This is a genomic window from uncultured Hymenobacter sp. (assembly GCF_964243305.1).
In the GTDB taxonomy this organism is placed as follows: Bacteria; Bacteroidota; Bacteroidia; order Cytophagales; family Hymenobacteraceae; genus Hymenobacter.
In genome coordinates this window covers 1-23,093 of sequence record NZ_CAXTEF010000029.1, presented here as the reverse complement: position 1 = coordinate 23,093, position 23,093 = coordinate 1, and the positions used below count along the sequence as shown (strand labels likewise).

Annotated in this window: 15 protein-coding genes; 7 read left to right on the top strand and 8 right to left on the bottom strand. The window is 62.8% G+C overall.

The window, feature by feature from the left end; all coding sequences use genetic code 11:
- Nucleotides 1–28 precede the first annotated feature (28 nt).
- From ACFE70_RS15010 to ACFE70_RS15000, 3 genes are all read left to right on the top strand, one after another.
- Nucleotides 29–1,141 carry an endo-1,4-beta-xylanase gene (locus ACFE70_RS15010; RefSeq protein ID WP_375418582.1) on the top strand — a complete coding sequence of 371 codons (1,113 nt, stop codon included), beginning with the start codon at nucleotides 29–31 and terminating at the stop codon, nucleotides 1,139–1,141.
- Between the two features lie 104 nt (nucleotides 1,142–1,245).
- Nucleotides 1,246–2,709, top strand: coding sequence for an SDR family oxidoreductase (locus ACFE70_RS15005; protein WP_375418581.1), 1,464 nt, complete (start codon nucleotides 1,246–1,248; stop codon nucleotides 2,707–2,709).
- A 296-nt stretch (nucleotides 2,710–3,005) separates the two neighbouring features.
- Nucleotides 3,006–5,051 carry a TonB-dependent receptor plug domain-containing protein gene (locus tag ACFE70_RS15000; RefSeq protein WP_375418580.1) on the top strand — a complete coding sequence of 682 codons (2,046 nt, stop codon included), beginning with the start codon at nucleotides 3,006–3,008 and terminating at the stop codon, nucleotides 5,049–5,051.
- 125 nt (nucleotides 5,052–5,176) lie between these two features.
- Here the strand turns inward: ACFE70_RS15000 and ACFE70_RS14995 are convergent, their stop codons facing one another.
- The 3 genes from ACFE70_RS14995 to ACFE70_RS14985 form a co-directional block, all read right to left on the bottom strand.
- A complete protein-coding gene (locus ACFE70_RS14995; protein WP_375418579.1) occupies nucleotides 5,177–5,590 on the bottom strand; it encodes a response regulator in 414 nt (137 codons plus the stop codon).
- Nucleotides 5,577–7,091, bottom strand: coding sequence for a PAS domain-containing protein (locus ACFE70_RS14990; protein WP_375418578.1), 1,515 nt, complete (start codon nucleotides 7,089–7,091; stop codon nucleotides 5,577–5,579). The genes ACFE70_RS14995 and ACFE70_RS14990 overlap by 14 nt, the downstream gene beginning before the upstream one ends.
- A 183-nt stretch (nucleotides 7,092–7,274) precedes the next feature.
- Nucleotides 7,275–9,908: a DNA topoisomerase 3 gene (locus ACFE70_RS14985; RefSeq protein WP_375418577.1), complete on the bottom strand. Its 2,634-nt coding sequence runs from the start codon at nucleotides 9,906–9,908 to the stop codon at nucleotides 7,275–7,277.
- Nucleotides 9,909–10,237: 329 nt separating this feature from the next.
- Between ACFE70_RS14985 and ACFE70_RS14980 the strand changes: the two genes are divergently transcribed.
- Nucleotides 10,238–10,948, top strand: coding sequence for a hypothetical protein (locus ACFE70_RS14980; RefSeq protein WP_375418576.1), 711 nt, complete (start codon nucleotides 10,238–10,240; stop codon nucleotides 10,946–10,948).
- 53 nt (nucleotides 10,949–11,001) lie between these two features.
- Here the strand turns inward: ACFE70_RS14980 and ACFE70_RS14975 are convergent, their stop codons facing one another.
- From ACFE70_RS14975 to ACFE70_RS14955, 5 genes are all read right to left on the bottom strand, one after another.
- Complete coding sequence (locus ACFE70_RS14975) at nucleotides 11,002–11,733, bottom strand: hypothetical protein (protein ID WP_375418575.1); 732 nt, start codon at nucleotides 11,731–11,733, stop codon at nucleotides 11,002–11,004.
- 203 nt (nucleotides 11,734–11,936) lie between these two features.
- Nucleotides 11,937–13,394, bottom strand: a complete 1,458-nt coding sequence (locus ACFE70_RS14970; RefSeq protein WP_375418574.1) for an amino acid permease — start codon at nucleotides 13,392–13,394, stop codon at nucleotides 11,937–11,939.
- A 162-nt stretch (nucleotides 13,395–13,556) separates the two neighbouring features.
- Nucleotides 13,557–15,161: a SulP family inorganic anion transporter gene (locus ACFE70_RS14965; protein WP_375418573.1), complete on the bottom strand. Its 1,605-nt coding sequence runs from the start codon at nucleotides 15,159–15,161 to the stop codon at nucleotides 13,557–13,559.
- 87 nt (nucleotides 15,162–15,248) lie between these two features.
- Nucleotides 15,249–16,007: a carbonic anhydrase gene (locus ACFE70_RS14960; RefSeq protein WP_375418572.1), complete on the bottom strand. Its 759-nt coding sequence runs from the start codon at nucleotides 16,005–16,007 to the stop codon at nucleotides 15,249–15,251.
- Nucleotides 16,008–16,273: 266 nt separating this feature from the next.
- Complete coding sequence (locus tag ACFE70_RS14955; protein WP_375418571.1) at nucleotides 16,274–16,798, bottom strand: vitamin K epoxide reductase family protein; 525 nt, start codon at nucleotides 16,796–16,798, stop codon at nucleotides 16,274–16,276.
- 112 nt (nucleotides 16,799–16,910) lie between these two features.
- Between ACFE70_RS14955 and ACFE70_RS14950 the strand changes: the two genes are divergently transcribed.
- From ACFE70_RS14950 to ACFE70_RS14940, 3 genes are all read left to right on the top strand, one after another.
- A complete protein-coding gene (locus tag ACFE70_RS14950; protein ID WP_375418570.1) occupies nucleotides 16,911–20,090 on the top strand; it encodes a PD-(D/E)XK nuclease family protein in 3,180 nt (1,059 codons plus the stop codon).
- 191 nt (nucleotides 20,091–20,281) lie between these two features.
- On the top strand, nucleotides 20,282–20,716 hold the full coding sequence (locus tag ACFE70_RS14945; protein ID WP_375418569.1) for a nucleoside deaminase: 435 nt from the start codon (nucleotides 20,282–20,284) through the stop codon (nucleotides 20,714–20,716).
- Between the two features lie 297 nt (nucleotides 20,717–21,013).
- Complete coding sequence (locus ACFE70_RS14940; protein WP_375418568.1) at nucleotides 21,014–22,801, top strand: chloride channel protein; 1,788 nt, start codon at nucleotides 21,014–21,016, stop codon at nucleotides 22,799–22,801.
- The last annotated feature ends 292 nt before the right edge of the window (nucleotides 22,802–23,093 follow it).

Here is a 23,093-nt window from a genome sequence, read left to right as displayed (position 1 = left end):
CCGCCACTCACTTTCTAAATCAGGTGTCATGCCCCCTCCTAATAGCTTCCAACGCAACTGCGACCGGCTGCTACAGCTTACCAGACCTTCTTGCGCGCTGTTCGCAGCCCTAGTTCTGCTCGTACTCAGCACCTCCTGCGCGACGCTGCCGCAGCTAAGGGGGGTAGGGAAAGGCGCCGGCTTCCCGGTGGGCACCTGCGTGAACGTGGACAAGCTGCCAGCCAACGCCGCCTACCGGGCGGCCATTGAGCGGGAGTTTTCCAGCGTCACGCCCGAAAACACCATGAAGATGGAGGCCTTGCAGCCGCGGCCCAACGAGTTCAGCTGGGCACCGGCCGATGGGCTGGTGCAGTTCGCGCGGCAGCACCGCCAGCGCGTGCACGGCCACACGCTGGTCTGGCACCAGCAACTGCCGGCCTGGGTGACGCAGTTTCAGGGCGACACGGCCGCCTGGGACGGGCTGCTGCGCCAGCACATCCAGACCACGGTGCGCCACTTCGGCCAGCGTGTGCCGGCCTGGGACGTGGTGAACGAGGCCCTGGAGGGCGACGGCAGCCTTTCGCGCACCGTCTGGTTTCAGCACCTGGGGCCCAGCTACGTGGCCCGCGCCTTCCGCTACGCGCGGCAGGCCGCGCCGCAGGCGCTGCTGTTCTACAACGACTGGGATATTGAAACCGAAGGCCCCAAGCTTAATGGCACGCTGGCGCTGCTGGCCTCCCTTAAAGCCCAGGGCATCCGCGTCGATGGGGTAGGATTTCAAACCCACACTTCGGTGGGCGCTTCCGTCGCCAACATCAGCGCGGCCATGCAAAAAGTGGCGGCGCTGGGCTACCTGGTGCATCTCTCGGAGGTAGACGTGGAAATCAACCACCAGGGCCAGCACAGTGCGCTGACCCAGCCCACGCCGGAGCTGTTAGCCCAGCAGCGCCAGTTCGTGCGCGATTTGGTGGCCGCCTACCGGCAGTTGCCGCCGGCCCGGCAATACGGCATCACGTTCTGGGGCGTCTCGGACGGTGACACCTGGCTGCGCGACTTCAAAAAACACCCCGAGTGGCCGCTGCTGCTGGATGAGCAGTACCGTCCCAAGCCCGCCTACGAGGGGTTTCGGGAGGGCGTGGCCGCGCCGGTGGGCGCGCGCTAAGGCGGGGGGCTGGCGCCAAACATAGTTGCGGGGCCGCAACTTACCTCTAAGCCAAGCCGCGGCCCCGGATTTCCCTACCCCCTCTCCCTGGCTCCAACCCCGCCATGAACATCCTGCTTACCGGAGCTACGGGCTACATTGGGCAGCGCCTGCTGCCGCTGCTAGCCGCCGCCGGCCACACGGTCATCTGCCTCGTGCGCGACCCGCGCCGCTTTGCGCTGCCCGAGGTGCTGCCCGCCGCTCAGCACGGGCAAATCTGCGTGGTGGCCGCCGACCTGCTCAAGCCGGAATCCCTGGCTGATTTGCCGCTCGACATCGACGTGGCCTACTACCTGGTGCACTCGATGAGCGGGCACGACAAGAACTTCTTCCGCCTCGAGCAGCAGTCGGCCCACAACTTCACGCAGTACCTGAACCGCACCACCGCGCGGCAGGTCATCTACCTTTCCGGCATTGCCAACGACCGGGCCCTGAGCGTGCACCTGCGCTCGCGCCGGGCGGTGGAAAAAGGCTTGCGCAAGGCCGAAAAAGCAGCCGTGACGGTGCTGCGGGCCAGTATTATCATTGGCTCGGGCTCGGCTTCGTTTGAGATAATCCGCGACCTGGTCGAGAAGCTGCCGGTGATGGTGACGCCGCGCTGGCTCAACTCGCGCTGCCAGCCCATCGGGGTGCGCGACGTGATGTTTTACCTGCAAGCCGTGCTCGACAACCCGGCTTGCTTGGGCAAATCCTTCGACATCGGCGGGCCCGACGTGCTCACGTACCGCGAGATGCTAATCGGCCTGGCCCAGGAGCGCGGCTACAAGCGCTGGATTGTGACCATCCCGGTGCTCACGCCCAAGCTCTCGTCGTGGTGGCTGTTCCTGGTCACGCGCACCACGTTTTCGCTGGCCCAAAGCCTGGTAGAAAGTCTGCGCAATGACACGGTGGCTGATGCGCGCCGCAGCATAGCTCAGGCCGTGCCGCACGCGTGCATGGGCTACGCCGCGGCCCTCCAGCTGGCCTTCCAGCGCATCGAGCAGAACGAGGTCGTCAGCTCGTGGAGCGACGCGCTGAGCAGCGGCACCATGCGCCAGAACTACATGGATGCCATCCAAATCCCCAAAAACGGGATGCTCTTTGACCGGCGCGAGCTGGCTTTCAGCCGGCCTGCGGAGGAAGTTTTGAACAACATCTGGCGCATCGGTGGCGAGCGGGGCTGGTACAAAACCGACTGGCTCTGGCGCGTGCGCGGCCTGCTCGACAAGGCGGTGGGCGGCGTGGGCCTGCGCCGGGGCCGCCGCTCGCCCACCCACCTGCGCGCCGGCGACCCGCTCGACTTCTGGCGGGTGCTGGTGGCCGACCGCGCCGCCCGCCGCCTCCTGCTCTACGCCGAGATGAAGCTGCCCGGCGAGGCCTGGCTGCAATTCCGCATCGTCGACCGCGAAGACGGCACCCACGCCCTGGAACAGCTGGCCGCCTACCGCCCGCAGGGGCTGCTGGGCCGCGCCTACTGGTACTCGATTGTGCCGCTGCACGCCGTCATTTTTAAGGGCATGATTGAGAATATCGTCCACTACGGGGAGTAGCCTAGTGCCAACCTCACTACATTGCTGGGCAGGCGTTACACAACCAAGGTGGCTACGGGGAGTAGCCTAGTGCCAACCTCACCCCCTACCCCCCCCCCCAAAAAAGAGGGGGCGCCGGACGACTTGAATTAAAAATGAAGAATGACAAGCCTCGAACAGCTCATTTTTGATTCTACATTTTTAGTTTTTTAATTAATTCTGCCGCCGTGGCTCCCCCTCTTTTTTGGAGAGGGGGTAGGGGGTGAGGTGCGCCAGCCTACTTTTGCCGCGACCATCTCCCCGCTTCTTTCCGCTGCATGTTTCTTTCTATCCCGGTGCTACGCGCGCTGCCTTTGCTGCTGGCTGGCCTGCTTCCTACCCCCCTGCTGCTGGCCCAAACCCACCCTGCCGCCGATTCCATCCCAACTTCCCGAAATCTGAGCGAGGTGGCGGCCGGTTTACAGGGTCAGCTAGTCAGTTTAGATGGAAGTCAAAGCCTGAGCGAGGTAACCGTGACGGCCTCCCGCCTCGACCAGCGCAGCCGCGAAACCGGCCGTAACGTGACCATCATTCCCGGCGCCGAGCTGAGCCGGTTTCCGGTCAATTCACTCGATGACTTGCTGCGCTGCCTGCCCTCGCTGGAGGTGCAGAGCCGCGGCAGCTTCGGCGCCCAGGCCGACATCACGCTGCGCGGCAGCACGTTTAATCAGGTCTTGATTCTGCTGGATGGGCAGCGACTGAATGACCCGCTCACGGGCCACTTCAACTCCTATTTCCCGATTGCGCCGGCCGAAATCGCCCAGATTGAGATTGTGCGGGGCCCCGGCTCGGCCCTGTACGGGCCCGACGCGGTGGGCGGCATCATCCACATCGTCACCAAAACCTTCGCCGCCCGCCGGCCCACCGAGCAGTTGAATCTGCAAGCCACCGGGCTGCGCGGCGAGTGGAAGCTCTGGCACGTGAACGCCGGCGGCTTCGCCCAAACCGCGCGCCTGCGCGTAGGCGGCGGCGTGCTACTCAACAAAACCCAGGGCCAGCCGCGCGAGGCGCCCAGCACCGGCCGCAACGACCTGAACCTGCGCACTTACTCGCTTTCGGCCAGCTACGACCTGACCAGCAAGCTCAGCGTGGCCGCCCGCGCCGCCTTCGACCGGCGCGACTTCGACGCCCAGTATTTTTATTCCACGTTCGCGACAGACCTGAGCCGCGAGCGCACCACCCGCGATTTCGTGCAGGCCCAGCTGCGCTTCCGGCCCCGCCCCGGCCAGCAAACCGAGCTGCAAGTCGCCCACAGCTACTCGACCGACTACTACGCCTTCACCCCGGCCGGCCGGCCCAACGAGCACGAAACGCGCTTCACCAACGCCCAGCTGCACCACACGCAGGCGCTGGGCAATACGCTGAAGCTCGGCGCGGGCGGGCAGTACGACGACCGCCGCATCCAGAGCAACAACCAGGGCAACCACCAAACCGCGCACTACGGCCTCTATAGCCTGCTGGCGTACAGCGGCGTAGCTAACCTGACGGCCACCGGCAGCCTGCGCTTCGACCACGACGCGGCCTACGGCAGCCAGTGGATTCCGCAGCTCAACCTGAGCTACGCGCCCGTAGCGGCCCTAGTGCTGCGGGGGGGAGTAGGGCGCAGCGTGCGGGCCGCCAGCTTCACCGAGCGCTACTATAACTACCTGGCCGCCAGCCCACTGCGCGATGGTTCAACCGTGGGCCTGGCCTCACTTCAGGCCGAGCGGGCCACGACCTACGAGCTGGGCGCGGACTACTCGCCCTGGCCCCAGCTGACTTTCAAGGCCACAGCCTTTGCCCGCGATGGCCACGACCTGATTGATTACGTGCTGCGGCCCGGCCCCGACGCCATCCGCCAGACCGGCCTGGCCAACCTGCAAGCCGACCGCAGCTACAACCTGGCCCAGAACCTGCGCTCGGTGCGCACCCAGGGCCTCGAAACCGAGCTTTGGGGTCAGGCACCGCTGGGCGCGCACCTGCGCCTGGAGGCCGTAGCCGGCTACACCTACCTCACCAATGCCAGCCCCGTCGTGTCGCAGTACCTCGGCAGCTTCGCCCGCCACCTCGTGTCGGGTACGCTCACGCTGCGCGCCAGCCGCTACGGCAGCTTCACGCTCAGCGGCCTCTACAAGCAGCGCGACGCGGCCGCCGCCGACCAAATCAGCCGCCGCCTGACGGCCGACTACGCCGTGTTCAACGCCCGCCTGGAAGCCGCCGTGCTACCCAAGCGCGTGTTCGTCGTTTTGCAGGCCCAGAATCTGTTTGATGCGCAGTACGCCGACCTGCTCGGCGCGCAGATGCCCGGCCGCTGGCTGATGGGCGGGCTGCGGCTGAACTATTAAGCTGCATTAAGTGAGCCTGAAATCAAAATCCCTACCCCCCTTTGGCGTGCCAAAGGGGGGTAGGGATTTTCAGGTTAGCCCGCTGGCTCCAGGGGCGCGGGGCAGTCGAAAGCTAAGCGCGTACGCTACGCTGGCAGCTCATCCAGCAGCTGCTGCATTCGCGTTACGTTGGGGAGGTCCAGGGGCTTGGAGAAGTAGCCTTTGACTTCTTTATAGTACTTTGATTTTTCGATATCGTCGGGGTGAATCGAAGAGGTGAGCACGAACACGCACACCTGCTTATCGATGGCGAGGCCAGCGAAGGCGTCGAGAAACTCCCAGCCGTCCATGAGCGGCATGTTCAGGTCGAGCAGAATCAGGTCGGGAATCTCGTCGCTGGCCTGGTCTTGCAGCACCGCGGTAAGCTGGTCGAAGGCCTGCTGGCCATTGCCGTAGCTCTGCACCTGCTCGCAGAGCCGGTTTTTCTTGATAATCAGCTCCGTAATAATGGACGTAACCGGGTCATCCTCCACCACATAGGCCAGCCTAGGCACTTTCATTGAAATAAACTTTAAACGTAGAACCAACGCCCACTTCGCTCTCGACCACGATTTTGCCCAGCATGGCCTCGATTTGGTTCTTGGTTATGAATAGCCCAACGCCGCGCGCGTCCTCATTGTTATGGAATGTTTTGTACATGCCAAAGAGCTTGGCGCGGTTCTTTACCAAATCAATGCCTAACCCATTGTCTTGCACCGTGAGCACGACGAAACCCGCTTCCTGCTCGGTGCGCAGCTGAATCAGGGTTGGCCGCTGGGACGAGCGGTACTTAACGGCGTTACTGATGAGGTTAAGCAGAATGCTGTCGAGGTAAGCCGGCACTACGTTCACGGTGAGTGTGGCGGGCACGTCAATCTCTACCGCAATCTTGTTTTGGTGAATCAGCACGCTAAGCGCCTCCAGGGTTTTATTGATTTCGGCGTGCAGCGGCCGGGGCTCCTTGGGCTTGTTGAGGTTGCTGTTGACCGTGATAATGTCGCTGAGGTTGACGATGGTGTCGGCCAGCTTCTCGGTGCTGGTTTTGAGCATCTGCAAGAACATATCGCGCTGCTCCTTGTCGTCGGCTTCGTTGAGCAGCTGCACCAGCGAGGTGAGGTTGGCCGAGTGCGAGCGGATATTGTGGGAGATGATGTAGGCGAAGTTTTGCAGGCGGATGTTCTGCTGGCTCGTCACATCGAGCAGGTGCTGCGACCGCTGCAAATTTTCCATCAGCAGCGTGATGTCGTAGCCCACGCACAGGATTTCCACCACCTGGCCCTGCTCGCCCAAGACGCCCTTGAACTCCCAGTGCGTGGACTTTATCACCTCATGCCGGAATGGCTTGCGCAGCACCACCTGATGAGGCACTTCGGGCTCACTAAAGCATTTTATGACCGTTTCGATGCACTTCGGCCGGTCTTCCTCAATGATGTTGAGCAGCGAGGACTGGCCGATAACGCGGGAGTCGAGACCAAACCGCTCGTAGAACAAGTCGTTGGCGTAGATGTAGTTACCTTCCACATCGGTGCGGGCAATAAATACCGACTGGTTGTTGAGCAGCAGGCCATATTGGGTAGCCACATCCTGCGCTGAGCCGCTGAGCTGCTTTTCCCTGGTCACATCGCGCAGCGCGCCCACCATGCGGGTGGGCTGGCCGGCTTCGTCGTGCAGCACCAGGCCCTGGCAGCGCATCCACACGGTCGAGCCGTCGAGGTGGGCATAGCGCACCACCTGGTCGTAGCGCCGGGCTGGGTCGCGGACGAGGGCGACGAGGTGCCGGCGGGCGGCGGCCAAATCGTCGGGGTGCATCACTGCGCGCCAAGCGGCGGGGCTGGTGGGCACCTGGTCGGGGGCGTAGCCCAGGGTCTGCCAGAATTTGGCGCTCACCCACTCGTTTTCGGGCGCCAGTAGGTCCCAGTACCAGAGGCCGTCGAGGGCCGTGTTTTGCAGAAATTCGAAAATGGCCGGGTCGGCGCCGACCAACTCATGAAACTCTTGCGCTAAGTAGTCTTGTGTGCTCACAAAATCAGTTAAAAATAGTAGCGTGCTCGCCTATAATAAGTACAATTTCTGGCTTAAAGCAGTTTGTCGCTAGGGCGCACTTGCTGCTATACGGAGGGCTAACCCGTTATCTATACGAATGTTATGGAAAGAGTAGTTATTTCTTAATATCTTCAAAAGTTTATAAACCAACCGGCTTACCTGCTACCCAAACGCCGGCACCACGCGCCCGGCCTCTACCTTGAGCGCGGCATCATACTTCTTACCCGTCTTGGCCGACACAAAGCCCTTGATGACGCCGGTCTCGCCGCGGCGCAGCAGCTGCCGAAGCTGGGTTTCGGTCAGGGCCCTACCCCCCCACTCCAGCGGCACGCGGAACTGGCAGTCCTCGCGGAAGCGCGAGCAGCCGTAGGCCGTCTTGCCGCGCAGCATGGTGCCGAGCTTGCAGGCCAGGCACGGAATCTGGCCGGGGTCGGTGGCCGTGGTGGGCTTGCTCTGCGCGGCCGGCACGAGCGTGAGCTGGTGCTGGACATTGAGGGCCAGGGCGCCATCTACTTTCTGCCCGTCAGGGCTCACAAAGCCCTTTATGAGCTGCGAGCGGCCTTTGGCAAGCAGCATTTTCACCTGCGCGTCGGTCAGCTTCTTGCCCATAAACTCGCCCGGCAGCCGGAACTGGCAGCCCTCGCGGAAGCGAGCGCAGCCGAAAGCGGTTTTGCCGCGCAGGATGTGGCCGGTGCCGCAAGCGGGGCAGGGGCCGAGGGAGGTGGCTGGCCCCGGTCCGGCAACCCCATCCCCTAGCCCCTTCCCCGATGGGGAAGGGGAACTAGTTCTAGTCTTAGTTTCTAGTTTAAGGTTAGAACTAGAGCTAGAGCTAGCGACTACTCCCCCTTCCCCATCGGGGAAGGGGCTAGGGGATGGGGTTGCCGGACCCGCCGACAGCGCCCGCCCGCTTCGGTCCTGCTTCACCTCGCCCACCATCTCCTGCACGAGCGCCGTCAGCTCACTCAGAAACTGCTCGCCCGTCAGCTCGCCGGCCTCAATCTGGCGCAATTTCTTCTCCCATTGCCCGGTCAGCTCGGCCGATTTCAGGGTCGGGTTGCGGATGAGGCCGATGAGTTCGACGCCGGTGGGCGTGGGCACGAGGCGCTTCTTTTCGCGCGTCACGTAGTTGCGCTTGAAGAGCGTTTCGATGATGGCGGCGCGGGTGCTGGGGCGGCCGATGCCGTTTTCCTTCATCGCCTGGCGCAGCTCCTCGTCATCCACGTTGCGGCCGGCGGTTTCCATGCCGCGCAAGAGTGTGGCTTCAGTGTAGTCCTTGGGCGGCTGAGTGATTTTTTTGTCCAGGCGCGGCGCGTGGGGGCCGCTTTCACCTTTCTCAAAGCTGGGCAACACCGTGCTTACTACGTCGTCTTCGGCTTCGGCCCCTACCCCCCCCGCCGAAGCCGAACCGGCAGCGGGCGCTGGCTTGGGCGCCGCCTGCTGGGCCGGGTCGCCATAGACGATGCGCCAGCCGGGATTCAGGATTTGCCGGCCGCGCACGCGGAACGGGTGGCCGGCGGCCTCGGCGCTGACGGTGGTGTTGCTCACCTCGCAGTCGGGGTAGAAGGCGGCAATGAAGCGGCGGGCGATGATGTCGTAGACGCTGCTTTCCAACCCGCCGCTGGGGCCGGCCGCGCCGGTTGGGATGATGGCGTGGTGGTCGGTTACCTTGTTGTTATTGAATACCTTGCCGGTCTTCGGAATTTTCTTGTCCAGCAGCGGTCCGGTGAGCTGCGGGTAGGCTATGCCGCGCAGGATGCCGGGGATTTTCGGATAAATATCGTCGGGCAGAAACGTGGTATCGACGCGCGGGTAGCTCACCGCTTTCTTCTCGTACAGGGCCTGCACGATTTTGAGCGTGTCGTCGGCTGAGAGGCCCAGCTGGTTGTTGCACTGCACTTGCAGCGAAGTCAAATCGAAGAGGCGCGGCGGGGCTTCGCGGGCTTTTTTGATTTCGACGTTCGTCACCGTCAGCGGCGCGGCCTTCACCTCTTTCAGCACCTGGTTAGCTTCCTCTTCGCTCAAAAAAAAGCCCATTGCCCGCAGCCGCGACTTGGTGTCGGCCGCTTCTTCGGCTTCCTTGAGCTTCTCCGGCGGGGCCACGCGGCTGAAAAGGGTACCCCGGTATTCGGTGCGCAGGACCCAGTAGGGCTCGGGGCGGAAGTTCTGGATTTCGTGGTAGCGGTCCACGAGCAGGGCTAGCGTGGGCGTCTGCACCCGGCCGATGCTCAGAATCTGCTTTTGCTGAAACGTGGTGTACTTGAGCGTGAACAGGCGCGTGGCATTCAGACCCAGTAGCCAGTCGCCCACGGCCCGGCTCTTGCCCGCCTGATACAGCTTTTCGAACTCCTTGCCGTCGCGCAGATTGGCGAAGCCGGCCCGAATGGCATCCTCCGTGAGCGAGGAAATCCAGAGGCGCTTGAGGGGCTTGCGGCACTTGGCCTCGGCCAGCACCCAGCGCTGAATTACTTCGCCCTCCTGCCCGGCGTCGCCGCAGTTGATGACCTCCGTGGCCTTGTCCAGCAGCTCCTTGATGGTGTGGAACTGCTTCACGACGCCCGCGTCGCGGCGCATGAGCTTGATGCCGAACTGCTCGGGCAGCATGGGCAGCTCGTGCAGGTTCCAGCGCTTCCAGGCCGGGTTGTAGTCTTCGGGCTCCTTGAGCTGGCAGAAGTGGCCGAACGTCCACGTCACCTGGTAGCCGTTGCCCTCGAAGTAGCCATCCATCCGGCGCGAGGCACCGATGACCTGGGCAATTTCGCGGGCCACGCTGGGCTTTTCGGCTAGGCAGACTATCACAATCGCAGATGGTGCAGATGAGGCCGCCGATGACGCAGATGCGGGCGGCGCGGGGAATCAACAAAGATAATTGGCGGAAAGGTCGGGCTTTAATGGCGGTGTGGGCGTCTTTATAGGCAGTTGTGCTCCGCTTGTAAATCCGAACAAATAAGTATTTGAAAATCCTTAAAAATTGCCGCAACCTTCTGACTAACAATCAATCACAAGGAATACGTTGATAATATGAAGTCCTTTGAATCGAAATTTAGGTCTGTGGTACGCCGGAACGTAAGCCTACCTTTCGGCACACTTAACCCATAACGTTTCCTGATATGACCATACCACGTATTATGCTGCCTCTGTTAACCAGCTTACTCTTGCTGGGTAGCACCGCTTGCGAAAAAGAAGATGAGGAGCGGGAAGGACTCTCATTCGTCAAGGGCATTCCGTACTATCACTTCACGGATGGCGACCAGCCGTGGCTATCGGCGCGGCAGGGCGACGAGTGGAAGTTTGTGAATAAGCAGGGCTACCAACGGGTGTACCAGGTAAGACAGATTATTCTTGATGTGCAAGCTGAAAACAAGGAAGTGCAGCCGCCCGGCCTCAATCTTTCCAAGCCTGAACTATATAACTATTACGACCAAACAACTGTACGTCTGACCCGAACCGATAGCCTGCGCGGCGGCGGCGAACTACGATTTTACCGTGGCGCCGCACTCCGTACCAATCTTAATTCGGGCGGAGTGGATAAGAATACGAGCCGGTTCTACGCTAAAGGCGATTGGTACGAGTTCGTAGGCAATACCGACATCATTAGCGACTACTATAGCTGCCGCGGCTTGAAGTTTCCAAGCGGAGCGGCCTTGGAAGGCTCTTTCACGCAACTCACCGTGAGCGGCCGGCAGTACAGCGAGGTGGTGACGTTTATCGGCACCGACCGGGGACCGGATTGCGCTCCCGTTTCCGGTTCTTATATGCAAGAGTTGTACTACGACCGCCGGGCCGGGATGGTGCGCATGGTGAGCAAAGCGGGTGAGGTGTGGGACCGGGTTCCCTAACGACCGCCTACCCCCTGCCGCCAGCCGTAGCTGCGGAGTAGCCAGTGAGCATCCTACCCCCGCCCGGCCACCAGCATGTTTTGCAGCTCCCGGCGCATGGTTTGGACCAGGTAGCGGGCCTCGTCGAGGCGGGAATCGGTATAGTGCTGGGCTTCGGCGGAGTCGGGGTTGGGCTCGTAGGCTTGCAGTTCGGCCAGGGTGGCGAGGCGGGTAAACGTCTGTTGCAGGGGGCCGTCGAGGCGGCCGCGCAGGCTTAGCGTCAGGGCGCCGTCGGCCGCCTGGGTAGCTTGCAGGTGCAGCAGGTCCTGGGCGACCAGGGCCAACTCGCGCAGCAATTCGCCCTCGGCGGGCGTAAGCCGGCGCGGCTTGCGGTCGAGCACGCACAGGCTGCCGATGGGCATTCCGGCGGGGGTACGCAGCGCCTGCCCAGCGTAAAAGCTCAGGCGCAGTTGCTGGGCGGCGTAAGGATTTACCAAGGCGCAGGGCTGGGTGGTGAGGTCCTCAAAGACGGTGAGGCCGTCCTGCAAAATGGCCACCGAGCACATGCTATCCTCGCGGTTAGCCACGGGCGCTTCCGGCAGGCCTTCGTTGCCCACGAACACCACATCGGTATCGCGCACCAGCGAGATGAGCGCAATGGGCGCGTCGAAGAGCTTGGCGACGACGCTCACAAAATCATTGAACAGGCCCTGGCCGGGCGTGCCGAGCACCTGATAGGGTTGCAGGGCAGCGAGCCGCTCGTGCTCGAAGGATGGAATTAGGTCGGGGTAGGGAGAGGGCTTCATGGGGCGGACACCAGGGATTTTCAGGGCCGCCCGGCGTTGCGCGAGTTACCACGGCCGCGTGCGCTATCCTGATTTAGTAGATTGACCTCAGAACAGTGCTATTTAATCAAAGTTAAGCGCAAGGCCAGTGGCACTTCTCCAAATGTACGCCGCCAAGAAACCGGAGCCCTAAACTCCGGCCCGCCAGGCGTCACGCCCGCCCGCTACTGCGCCCCGCCTACCCCCTGCCCGAGCCGCAGCTTGCTGTGGCGCCGGCCATAGCCGTAGTAAATCACCATACCCAGCGCCAGCCAGAGCAGCAGGCGCAGCCAGGTTTCCCAAGGCAGCGAGGCCATCATCACCACGCACACCAGAATGCCGAGAATGGGCACCAGCGGCACCCAGGGCGTGCGGAAAGAGCGTGGCGCGTCGGGGTCGGTGCGGCGCAGGATGAGCACGCCCAGGCACACCATCACGAAGGCGAGCAACGTACCGATGCTGGTCATTTCGCCGACCACGGCGATGGGCACGAAGCCGGCGAACAAAGCAATGAACGAGCCCAGCAGCAGGCCCGAATGCAGCGGCGTGCCGAAGCGCGGGTGCACCCGCGAAAACAAGGGGGGTAGGAGCCCGTCGCGCGACATCGAGAAAAACACCCGCGACTGCCCCAGCAAATCGACCAGAATAACGGACGTGTAGCCGATGAGAATGGCTAGAATCACGGCCGAGCTGAGCCAGGCGTAGGGCGTTTTCTCGATGGCAATGGCCACCGGGGCGGCGCTGTTCTTGAACTCAGTATAATTCGCTAACCCCGTGAGCACGTGGCCGAAAAGCACGAACAAAACCGTGCAGATAACCAGCGAGCCGAGGATGCCGATGGGCAGGTTGCGCTGCGGATTCTTGGTTTCCTGCGCCATTGTCGCCACAATATCGAAGCCGATGAAGACGAAAAATATAACGCCCGCCCCGCGCAAAATGCCGCTGAGGCCGAACTCGCCGAATTTGCCGGTATTCTCGGGGATGTAGGGCTGGTAGTTGGCCGGGTCGATGTATTGCCAGCCCAAAGCAATGAACACGAGCACCACGCTCACTTTCAGGGCCACAACCAAGGCATTAAACCAGACCGAACCTTTGGTACCGCGCACCACGATGGCCGTGATGCTGAGCACGAGCGCCATTGCCGGCACGTTCATGATGCCCGACACTACCGAGCCGTCGGCCAGCGTGGCGTGCTCGAAGGGCGACATTACCAACTGGGCCGGGATGTGCAGGTCGTATTCGCTCAGGAACTTGGTCAGGTACTGCGACCAGCTGATGGCCACGGCCGCCGCGCCCACGGAGTATTCGAGCACCAAATCCCAGCCGATAATCCAGGCGAATAGCTCGCCCATCGTGGCATAAGCATACGTGTAGGCCGAGCCCGAAACCGGCACCAGCGCCGCGAACTCAGCGTAGCAGAGCGCCGAGAAGGCGCAGCCCACGGCGGCCACCAGAAAGGAAATCGTGACGGCTGGCCCGGCATTATTGGCGGCTGCCAGACCGGTGAGCGAAAACAGACCGGCGCCGATGATAACGCCAATGCCGATGGCAATCAGGCTTACGCCGTTGAGGGTGCGTGGCAGAGTGCCGGCGCCGGTTTCGGCGGCTTCCAGACGGAGCAGGTCAAGCGACTTCTTTAGCATGAGAGGGGGGTAGGAAAAAGGCTGCCTAGTCGCAACGGCGCGCAGCAGATGAGCAGCAGCAAGAGGAAAGCAACCCAGCCCCCGCCATTAAGTTATCTCATTAAAAAAGCCAGCCCCGGACCTAGGAGCTGGCTTTTTGCTTTCTTCCTAAACAACCCGCCGCTAGTGCGCCATCAGTCCCACTTGGCGGATGCCGCGCAGCTCCAGGTCGATACCGCGCGCCGGGGCCGCCTGCCGGAAGGCCTCAATGGCTTCGAGCACGTCCTGGTCAATCACGTCGGAGCGGGTGCCGTCGAGGATGATGCGGGCGCCGGCGGGCAGCTGTTCCAGCGTGGTGACGATGCTGGCCTTATTGAGAAACGAGACGTGCTCGGGCAGGCGCAGGTGCAGCACGTCGGGCGCGTCGTCGCGGCTGGCCTCGTGGCGCAGGTAGGAGCCGGCCTTGGCGTTGTCGCGCAGAATAAAGAAGAAGCCCAGTACCAGCCCAATGCTAACGCCCTTGAGCAAATCGGTGAAGAGGACGGCAATGATGGTGATGATGAAGGGAATGAACTGCTCCCAACCCAGCTTCCACTGCATCCGGTAGAGGGCCGGCTTGGTGAGCTTGTAGCCTACCACCAGCAGCACCGCCGCCAGGGCCGAGAGCGGAATCAGGTTCAGCACCGAGCCCAGAAACAGCAGGCTCGTGAGCAGCAGCAGGCCGTGGAGGAAGGCCGCCAACCGGCTCTGCCCGCCGGCATCAATGTTGGCCGAGGAGCGCACAATAACGGCTGTGATGGGTAGGCCGCCGAGCAGGCCGCTCACGATGTTGCCCGCGCCCTGCGCCAGCAGCTCGCGGTTGGTGGGCGTGTGGCGCTTCTGCGGGTCGAGGTTGTCGACGGCCTCAATGCTAAGCAGAGTTTCGAGCGAGGCCACAATGGCAATGGTGAAGGCCACGCCGTAGGTGGCCGGCTTGCGCAGGGCGCTGAAGTCGGGGAAGTTCATCTCACCGACCAGCTGCGAGACGGAGGAAAGCACGGGCAGTGTGACGAGGTGCTCCGGGCGCACCTGCCAGGCCGGCGACACCCGCTGCAACAGCTGATTGAGCAGCACCGCCACTACCACGGCCACCAGCGCGCCCGGCACCAGCCGCCGCCAGGGCTGCCGCCGAATGGGCGCACTGTCCCAGAGCAGCAGCAAGCCCAGTGCGACGGCCCCAATCAGCACCGAGCCGGGGCTGAGGCCGCGAAAGGCGGCGCCAATGGCCGAGAACGTGTTCAGGCCGTCGAACTGCGAGAAGTTCATGTCCTCGAAAAAGTCCGAGTCAGCGCCGAGAAAGTGCGGAATTTGCTTGAGGATGAGAATAATACCAATGGAAGCCAGCATCCCGCGAATAACGGCTGCCGGAAAGTAGAGCGCAATGATACCGGCCCGGGCCAGGCCCAGCACTATCTGCATCAGGCCCGCCACCATAGTAGCCGCCAGCATCGCCGGAAACGAGCCTAGCGTGGCAATGGCCGACAATACCACCGTCGTCAGGCCCGCCGCCGGCCCGCTCACGCTCACGGCCGAGCCACTAAGCCAACTCACCAGCACGCCCCCCACTACACCGGCCACCACGCCCGCCAGCAGCGGCGCGCCCGAGGCCAGCGAGATGCCCAAACACAGCGGCAGGGCCACCAGAAACACGACCAGCCCGGCCGGCACATCCTGGCCCAGCGTGGCAAAAAGCCCGGTGCGAGCCTCCGTTACGGGCGCGGCAGCGGGCTTGGTTAAGGAATCAGCCATGCTTAACTAGAAAAATGAGGGGCTTGGAAGAGAAGGCCAGCCGGCGCCACGCTGGAGTGCGGCTAGCTAAATGTGCCGTAACGGGAACTAGTGAGCGGCTTGCTGGGTAGCCGGCACCGGCTGAGAACCGGCCGGAAAGTCCGCCTGGCTATCGGGGTCGGGCCCGACCGCAACTTGCAGGTGGCTGCTGTCCTTGGCGGGGTCGAACACTGGTTTTTCGGTGGCGTAGATGTGCTCCGTCTTGCTGTATACCGCGTCGACGCCCACTTCCAGGTCCTTGAGCAGTCCTACCCCCAGGTCGTACACCAAGCCGTGCAGGCGGGGGGAGTTCTCGCCCTTCATGGCATTCTGGATGATGCTGGTTTTGGCCAGGTTGTGCACCTGCTCAATCACGTTCAGCTCCACCAGCCGGCGCAGGCGCTGGGTCTTGTCCTCGATGGCCATTATCTCCGCTTCGTGAATGCGAATCACGTCGCGAATATTGGTCAGCCAGTTGTCAATCAGGCCGTACTGCTTGTTTTTGCTGGCGGCCTCTACCCCCCCGCAGCCGTAGTGCCCCACCACCAAGATATCCTTGACGCCCAGCACCTCCACGGCGTATTGCAACACCGAGAGCAGGTTCATATCAGTGTTTACTACCAGGTTGGCGATGTTGCGGTGCACGAACATCTCACCCGGCCCGGTGCCGGTGATGCCCGAGGCCGGCACCCGCGAATCCGAGCAGCCAATGAACAGGTACTGCGGATGCTGACCCTTCACGAGTTCCTGGAAATAGTCGGGGTTCTGGGCATTTTTCTCGTCTACCCAGCGACGGTTGTTTTCAAGAATTTTTTCAATGCTAGACATAAATATCGCTAAAAACAAAGGTGCGAAACAGGCGCTACCGCTGGCTTCAAGGAGCAGCCGGCCAGCGAAGGTACGGCAGTGAATCGATTGACTTCACCAAATCTTCATCTTCCGACTAACTGCCTACGAGCCACTGCTGACGGCGGTTGAGGCGCGCCGCTGCAAGACCGGGCGCTACCTACGCAAGATGCCCGGCCTGACCTTGCGGGCAGCCGGGCATTATGCATTATAAAGGAAACAGAAAGTTGAAGCCGCCAAGCAGGTGCCTAGGCAATGGCGCGCTGTCGGCGGCCGTTGAGCAGGCTCTTGCCGGCCTTGAAGGCTTCGGGCAGCGCCAGCGCCGCCGCGGCAATGGCGGCCACCGTCGAGAGCTGGCAATAGAAGCAGAGCTTTTTATTTGCCTGCCACTCCTCGATGCCGAGTTTGACGTTGGTAGCCACGTCCAGCAGGGTTTTGCCGGCCAGCGCCAGCGGCACGGCGGGTAAGTCCTGGGCCCGATTCAGGCCGCCGGCCGCGGCCAGCATCGTGGTGAGGCCGCCCGTCACAATCATGGCCGGCGCGTCGGGCGACTGCAGCCGCTTGTAGGCGTAGTCCGAGGCGTCCACTTTGTCGGAATCGAACACGTCCAGGGGCGGGTCGGGCAGGTGCTTGATGATGCCAGTCTGGTAGAGGCTCACAATCTGGCCGGCGGCCACGGTGACGAGCGAGAGGCCAATAATCCAGCGGCGGCGCGTCAGGTCGGCGCTCTGGCCTTCGCGGAGTTCGTGGGAAAGTTGGGAGGGAGAGGGCATAAGGTGAATGGATAAAGTTGATTTCTGTGCGGTATTGTTACGAGGCAAAGCGGCCGGAGTTAAGGACGAGCTTGCCGGAAAACCTGTTACTGCGGCTGGTATCTTTACGGCTATGCCAGCCGCCCCCCTCCTTTCCCTACCCCCCCTTCTTCCGCCAACCGCCGCCGGGCCGGTTTCTTTTCTGGCGCAGGCCGCGCAAGAGCTGGTCGAGGCGCACGACCCCGAGGCGCTTTCCGACCTCGTGGTGATTGTGCCCACGCGGCGGGCGGTGGTGTATTTCAAGAACGAGCTGGCCCTGGCCACGGCCCCCGGCGAGGCGCTGTGGAGCCCGCGCGTGGCGGCGATGGAAGACTACATGGTGGAGCTGGCCGGCGTGCAGGTCGAGGAGCCGATTGCCTTGCAGCTCTTGCTCTTTGACATTCTGCGCCACATCGACCAGGACCTGGATTTCGACCGGTTCGTGGGCTGGTCGGGCTTGCTGCTCACGGACTTCTCCAACCTCGACCAAAACCTGGCTTCGCCGCGCAAGGTGTTCGAATATCTCTCGCAAGCCAAGGCCCTGGAGCGCTGGGAGCTGGAGGTGCTGCCCGAAAAAAGCCAGGCCGCCCGCTACTTTCACTTCTGGGATCAGCTTGAGCGAGTGTACCGCGAGCTGAAGCGCCGGATGCTGGCCCAGCACATTGCCTACCCCGGCCTGGCCTACCGGCTGGCCGTCGAGAAGCTAGAAAAGCGCCTGCGAAATGCCGCCGAGCCGGCCCCCGCCCAGCACCTGTTTCTGGGCCTGGGGTTGCTCTCCAAAGCCGAGGAAAGGCTGATTCAGCTGCTCAGTCGCGAGGGCCGTGCCGAGCTGCGCTTCGACGCCGACCCGTTTTATCTGGAGGAAGGCTCGGTGAACCGGGCGGGCCAGTTTCTACGGCGCTACCTGAGCAAAAACAGCTGGGGCCTGCCCCGCGAAGCCTTCGGCGACGGCACCGAGTATTTGCGCGGCCAGCCGCACCGCATCCGCTTCGTAGGCGTGGCCAACGCCAGTATGCAAGGCAAAGTGGCCGGCCAGCTGCTGGCCGAAGCCCGCCAGGCCAACCCTGAAGCGACCGTGGCCGTGGTTTTGCCCGACGAGACCTTGCTCCTGCCCGTGCTCCACGGCCTGCCGCCCGACGCCGTGCCGCACTACAACGTGACGATGGGCTTGAGCTTCCAAAGCACGCCGCTCTTCAACCTCGTGGATTTGCTGTTTGAGGTGCACCTGACCGGTATCCGCGAGGGCTCGGCCGGGACCGGCTACGGTGTGCCGCGCTACCACCACGGCGCGGTGAGCAAGCTCATCAGCCACCCGTTTTTGCGCCGCTACCAACGCTGGCTCAACCAACAGCCCGGCCAGCCCCAGGATTTGCTCGACCACGTGTGCCGCGAAATCGTGCGCCGCAACGCCGTGCTGCTGAATGCCGAAGATTTGCTCCAACTCGGTCACCAGCACCCGCTGATTCGGGCCCTGTTTGCGACCTGGGACAACTGCGACGACATCATCCGGGCCTGCTACACGCTGATTGACCTGCTGCGGGAGGTGTATCAGGACAAGCATTCGGGCATCGAGGCCGAGTACCTGTACTTGTTCTACACGCTGGTCAAGCAGCTCGATTCGGCCTTTGATTGCCGCGAGCAGCGCCTGTCGGTGCGCTCGTTCCGGCGCTTCCTCTACGAGCAGATGGCCCGCACCCGCCTGCCCTTCTCCGGCGAGCCGCTGGCCGATATCCAGGTCATGGGCCTGCTCGAAACCCGCGCCCTGGACTTCAACCACGTCATCATTCTGAGCTGCAACGAGAACGTGCTGCCCGCCCCTAAGCGCCACGGCTCCCTGTTCCCCTATGACGTTCTAAAAGAATTCAACCTGCCCACCTACGCCGACGCCGAATCCAGCGCCGCCTACAACTTCTGGCGCCTCTTGCAGCGCGCCGGCCGCGCTGATTTAGTGTACGTGCTGCCCGGCGCCGAAGGCACGCGCACCGGCGAGCGGAGCCGGTTTTTGCTGCAAATCGAGAATGACTTGGCGTTACAGAGCCCGCAATTGGTGCTGGAGGATTTGGTGGCGGGAGTAGCGGAGGTTTCGCCTGCTGGCCCCTTCCCTGAAACCCCATCCCCTAGCCCCTTCCCCGGTGGGGAGAGGGAACTAGCTGCTAGCTCTAGTTCTAATGCTGACGTTAGTTCAGGCTCTAGGCTAGAGCTAGTGACTAGTCCCCCTTCCCCATCGGGGAAGGGGCTAGGGGATGGGGTTTCAGGGAAGGGCGACCACACCATCCCTACCCCCCTCAGCGACCTCGTCCTCGAAAAAGACCCCGAAATGCTGCGCGCCCTGCGCGGTGTGCTGGAGCGCGGCCTTTCCCCTTCCGCCCTCAATGAATTCCTGACCTGCTCGCTCAAGTTCTACTTCTCGCGCCTGGCGCGCTTTCAGGAAAACGACGAAGTGGAGGAAACCCTGGGCACCGACGGCTTCGGCACGGTGGTGCACGAGGCGCTGGAAGAGCTGCTCACGCCCTTCGTGGCCGAGAGCCGCCTGCTCACTGAAGCCGACATTACTGGGTTGGTGAAGCAAGTGCCGGGCATCGTGCAAAAACACCTGCGGCAGGAGGAGGAAGAGCGCCACGCCCGGCCCGACGAAGGTTTGAACCACCTCCTCGGCCAGGTGGCAGTGCAGCTCATCGCGCGCTATTTGGAGGGGCTGACGCAGCAGCCCGGCATGCTGCCGCTGCGCATCGTGGCCCTGGAAAAAGCAATGGCCGCCACTGTGTTCGTGGACCTGCCCGCCACGGAAAGCACCGCCGCCGAGCGCCTGCCCGTGCGCCTCTACGGCATCGCCGACCGCCTCGACCAGCTGCCCGACGGCCGCCTGCGCGTGGTCGACTACAAGACCGGCCTCGTCGAAGCCAGCTACCTCAACCTGGGCAGTAAGAACCGCAAATCCCTACCCCCCCCCGAGGCCGTGGAGCGGCTCTTCGCCGAAACCAACCCCAAGGCCGACAAGGTGCGCCAGCTCTGGCTCTACCGCTTTCTGGTCGAGAGCGGCGGGCAGCCGGCCGCCGACGCGGCCATCATCTCCATGCGCAAGCTCGACGCGGGCCTGCTCGCGGCAAACCTGGATTTTCTCACCGCTGAAGGCCAGAGCTTCGTCGAAGCCAGTGAGGCACTGGTCGGTCGGCTGGCCCGCCGCATCCTCGACCCCGCGGAGCCCATCCGCAAAACCGACGATTTGGCCGTCTGCCAGTGGTGCCCTTACCAGGGCATCTGCGCGCGGGGGTAGGCGGAATTGCGTGATATACTGAACCAGTAGAACGTCCTGCTGAGCCCCGCGAAGCATCTCGCTCGCGGCAGTAATCCAATTGTTGTTTACCATTGGTTACTTCCCCACGCGAGATGCTTCGCGGGGCTCAGCAGGACGTTCTTTGAGGCACCCTTTCAACCACTTCCCTACCCCCCTTACTTCAATTGAACATGGACGAATTCATGCAGGCCGCCATCGATGAAGCCCGCCTGGGCCGCGCGCAAGGTGGCATTCCCATCGGCTCGGTGCTGGTGCGCAACGGCCAAATCGTGGGCCGCGGCCACAACAAGCGCGTGCAGGAGGACTCGGCCATCAAGCACGGCGAGATGGACGCCCTCACCAACGCCGGCCGCCAGCGCTCCTACCGCGACACCGTGATTTACAGCACCTTGATGCCCTGCTTTATGTGCGCCGGCACCATCGTGCAGTTCAAGATTCCGAAGGTCGTCGTGGGCGAATCGCGCACTTTCGACGGGGCCCGCGAATTTATGGAAAGCCACGGCGTGGAAGTCGTGGATTTGAATTTGGATGAGTGCGTGGCTCTGATGCAGGAGTTTATTGAGGCCGAGCCGGCGCTCTGGAACGAGGATATTATGGAGGAGTAGCGGCGGTGTCAGCGGCGTTCGCGTCTTTTAACGCTTACCAATGGCAAGTTGCGCGGCGCGCGGCGGCGGGAAATGCACCCGGCACAGCCGTTAATTTCCTACCCCTGCCCTTGGCGGGCAAGCCAGCTGGCACCTGGTGCTAGTCGGCGCCCTACGGGGCAATGAAGGCGCTAATCCCGGTTTTTTTATAAACCGCACCCCTGGCGGCCCGACTTTTGCGTTAGCCTTTCGTGCTGGCTGGCGCGGCTTTATCCTGGGTGATAGGGGCGCCAGTGAGCCGCTCAAGCCCGCCCGCCCATGCCGAAAAGTGCTGTTTATCGTTGGCTGAACCCGTTCCTGGTTTGGCGCCTGCGCCACGTCAGCGAGCGGGTTTACGTGGTCTGGCTCAGCGTGCTGGTGGGCGGGCTGGCCGGGCTGGCGGCAGTGCTGCTCAAAACAATGGTGCACTGGGGCCAGGGGCTGCTGCAAGATGATATGCTGGAGCCGCAGCGCGTATTTGCGCTCTCGATTTATCCTATTATCGGTATTTCGCTCACGGTGCTCGTTACGAAGTACTTGCTGGGCGGGCAGCTGGGCCGCGGCATCGGACCGATTATCTACAATACCGCCCGCGAGAACAGCATCGTGCCGCGCAGCAAGATCTACTCGCAGCTCATCACGGCCTTTCTCACCGTCACTTTCGGTGGCTCGGCGGGGATGGAGGCCCCGATTTCGGTCACGGGCGCGGCCATCGGCTCGAACGCGGCGCGGGTGCTGCGCGTGGATAGGCGGCGGCGGCGCCTGCTCACGGGCTGCGGGGCGGCGGCGGGCGTGGCGGCCATTTTCAACTCGCCCATCGCGGGGGTGCTGTTTGCCGTCGAGGCCATTTTATTGGAGCTGCCGGCCCAGTTTTTCATTCCGCTGCTGATTTCGTCGGCCACGGCCACGGTGGTGTCCAAGGCGCTCTACGCGGGTCAGCCGTTTGTGCTCATCACCACGAGCTGGAACCTGAACACGGTGCCGTTCTACGTGCTGCTGGGCCTCTGGACGGCCCTGCTCTCGGTCTATATGATTCGCGTCTATCACAAGTCCGACCAGTTGCTGGAGCGCTGGCCGGGCCTGGACTGGCGCAAGGTGCTGCTGGGTGGCACGGCCCTGGGCGCGCTGATTTTCCTGTTCCCTACGCTCTATGGCGAAGGCTACAACGTGGTCGAGCAGTTGCTGCAAGGCCACGCCGACCGCCTCACCGACGGCAGCATCTTCTCGGTTTATCAGGACAACAACGTGTGGCTGGTGCTCCTGCTGGTGCTCTTCAGTATGCTGCTCAAGGTGGTGGCTACCAGCATCACGATTGGGGCGGGCGGCAACGGTGGCATGTTCGGCTCCTCGCTGTTTGCGGGCGCGATGGCTGGGTTTTTCTTTGCCCGCGTCATCAACCTGACCGGCCTGATTGCGCTGCCCGAGGTGCACTTCGTGGTGTTGGGCATGGCCGGCGCGCTGGCCGGCGTGGTGCACGCCCCGCTCACGGCCATCTTTCTGATTGCCGAAATCACGGGCGGCTACGCCCTGTTCGTGCCGCTGATGGTCGTTACCAGCTCGTCGTACCTGATTACCAAGTACTTCGAACCCTACTCGGTTTATACCAAGAAGCTGACGCAGAAGGGCGTGGACGTGTACGCCAACCGCGACCAGGGCCTGCTCGCGCAGCTCGACCCGCGCCAGCTCATTGCCACCGACTTCATGGCCCTGCGCCCCGACGACTCGCTCGGCGAGCTGGTCGATGTGTTCCGCCACGCCTCGCGCAACCTGTTTCCGGTGGTGAGCAAGTCGGGGCGGCTGCGCGGCATCGTGGGGCTCGACCAGGTGCGCGACGTGCTCTTCGACGATGCCCACTATAGCACGACCCGCGTGCGCGAGCTGATGCAGCCCGCCCCCGCCGTCGTCGGCCCCGATGATGATTTGGAACATACCCTCAACGTATTGGAGCGCACCGGTACTTGGGCGCTGCCCGTCGTCAACGCCGAGGGCCGCTACCTGGGCTTCATCCTCAAGTCGCAGATTCTGGCCCGCTACCGCCGCCAGCTCATCCTGGAAAGCGAGGCGTAGCGGCAATGTTGAGGGGTAGGAAACAAGGAAAAAAGGCGGTCCTGCTGAACGCAGTGAAGCATCTCGCTCGCGGCAGTAATCCACGGTAGACAACGATTGAGTTAGTGCCGCGAGCGAGATGCTTCACTGCGTTCAGCAGGACCGCCTTTTTTCCTTAACATTCAACCCCCAACCCTATAAACCCTACCCCCTACCCCACCTGATAGCTTGGCCGCCCGGCTTCTTCCGGCAGGCGCCCGTCGAGCAGCTTTTTGCCGGCGTGGTAGGCCAGGGCGGCTACCCCTACTTTGTT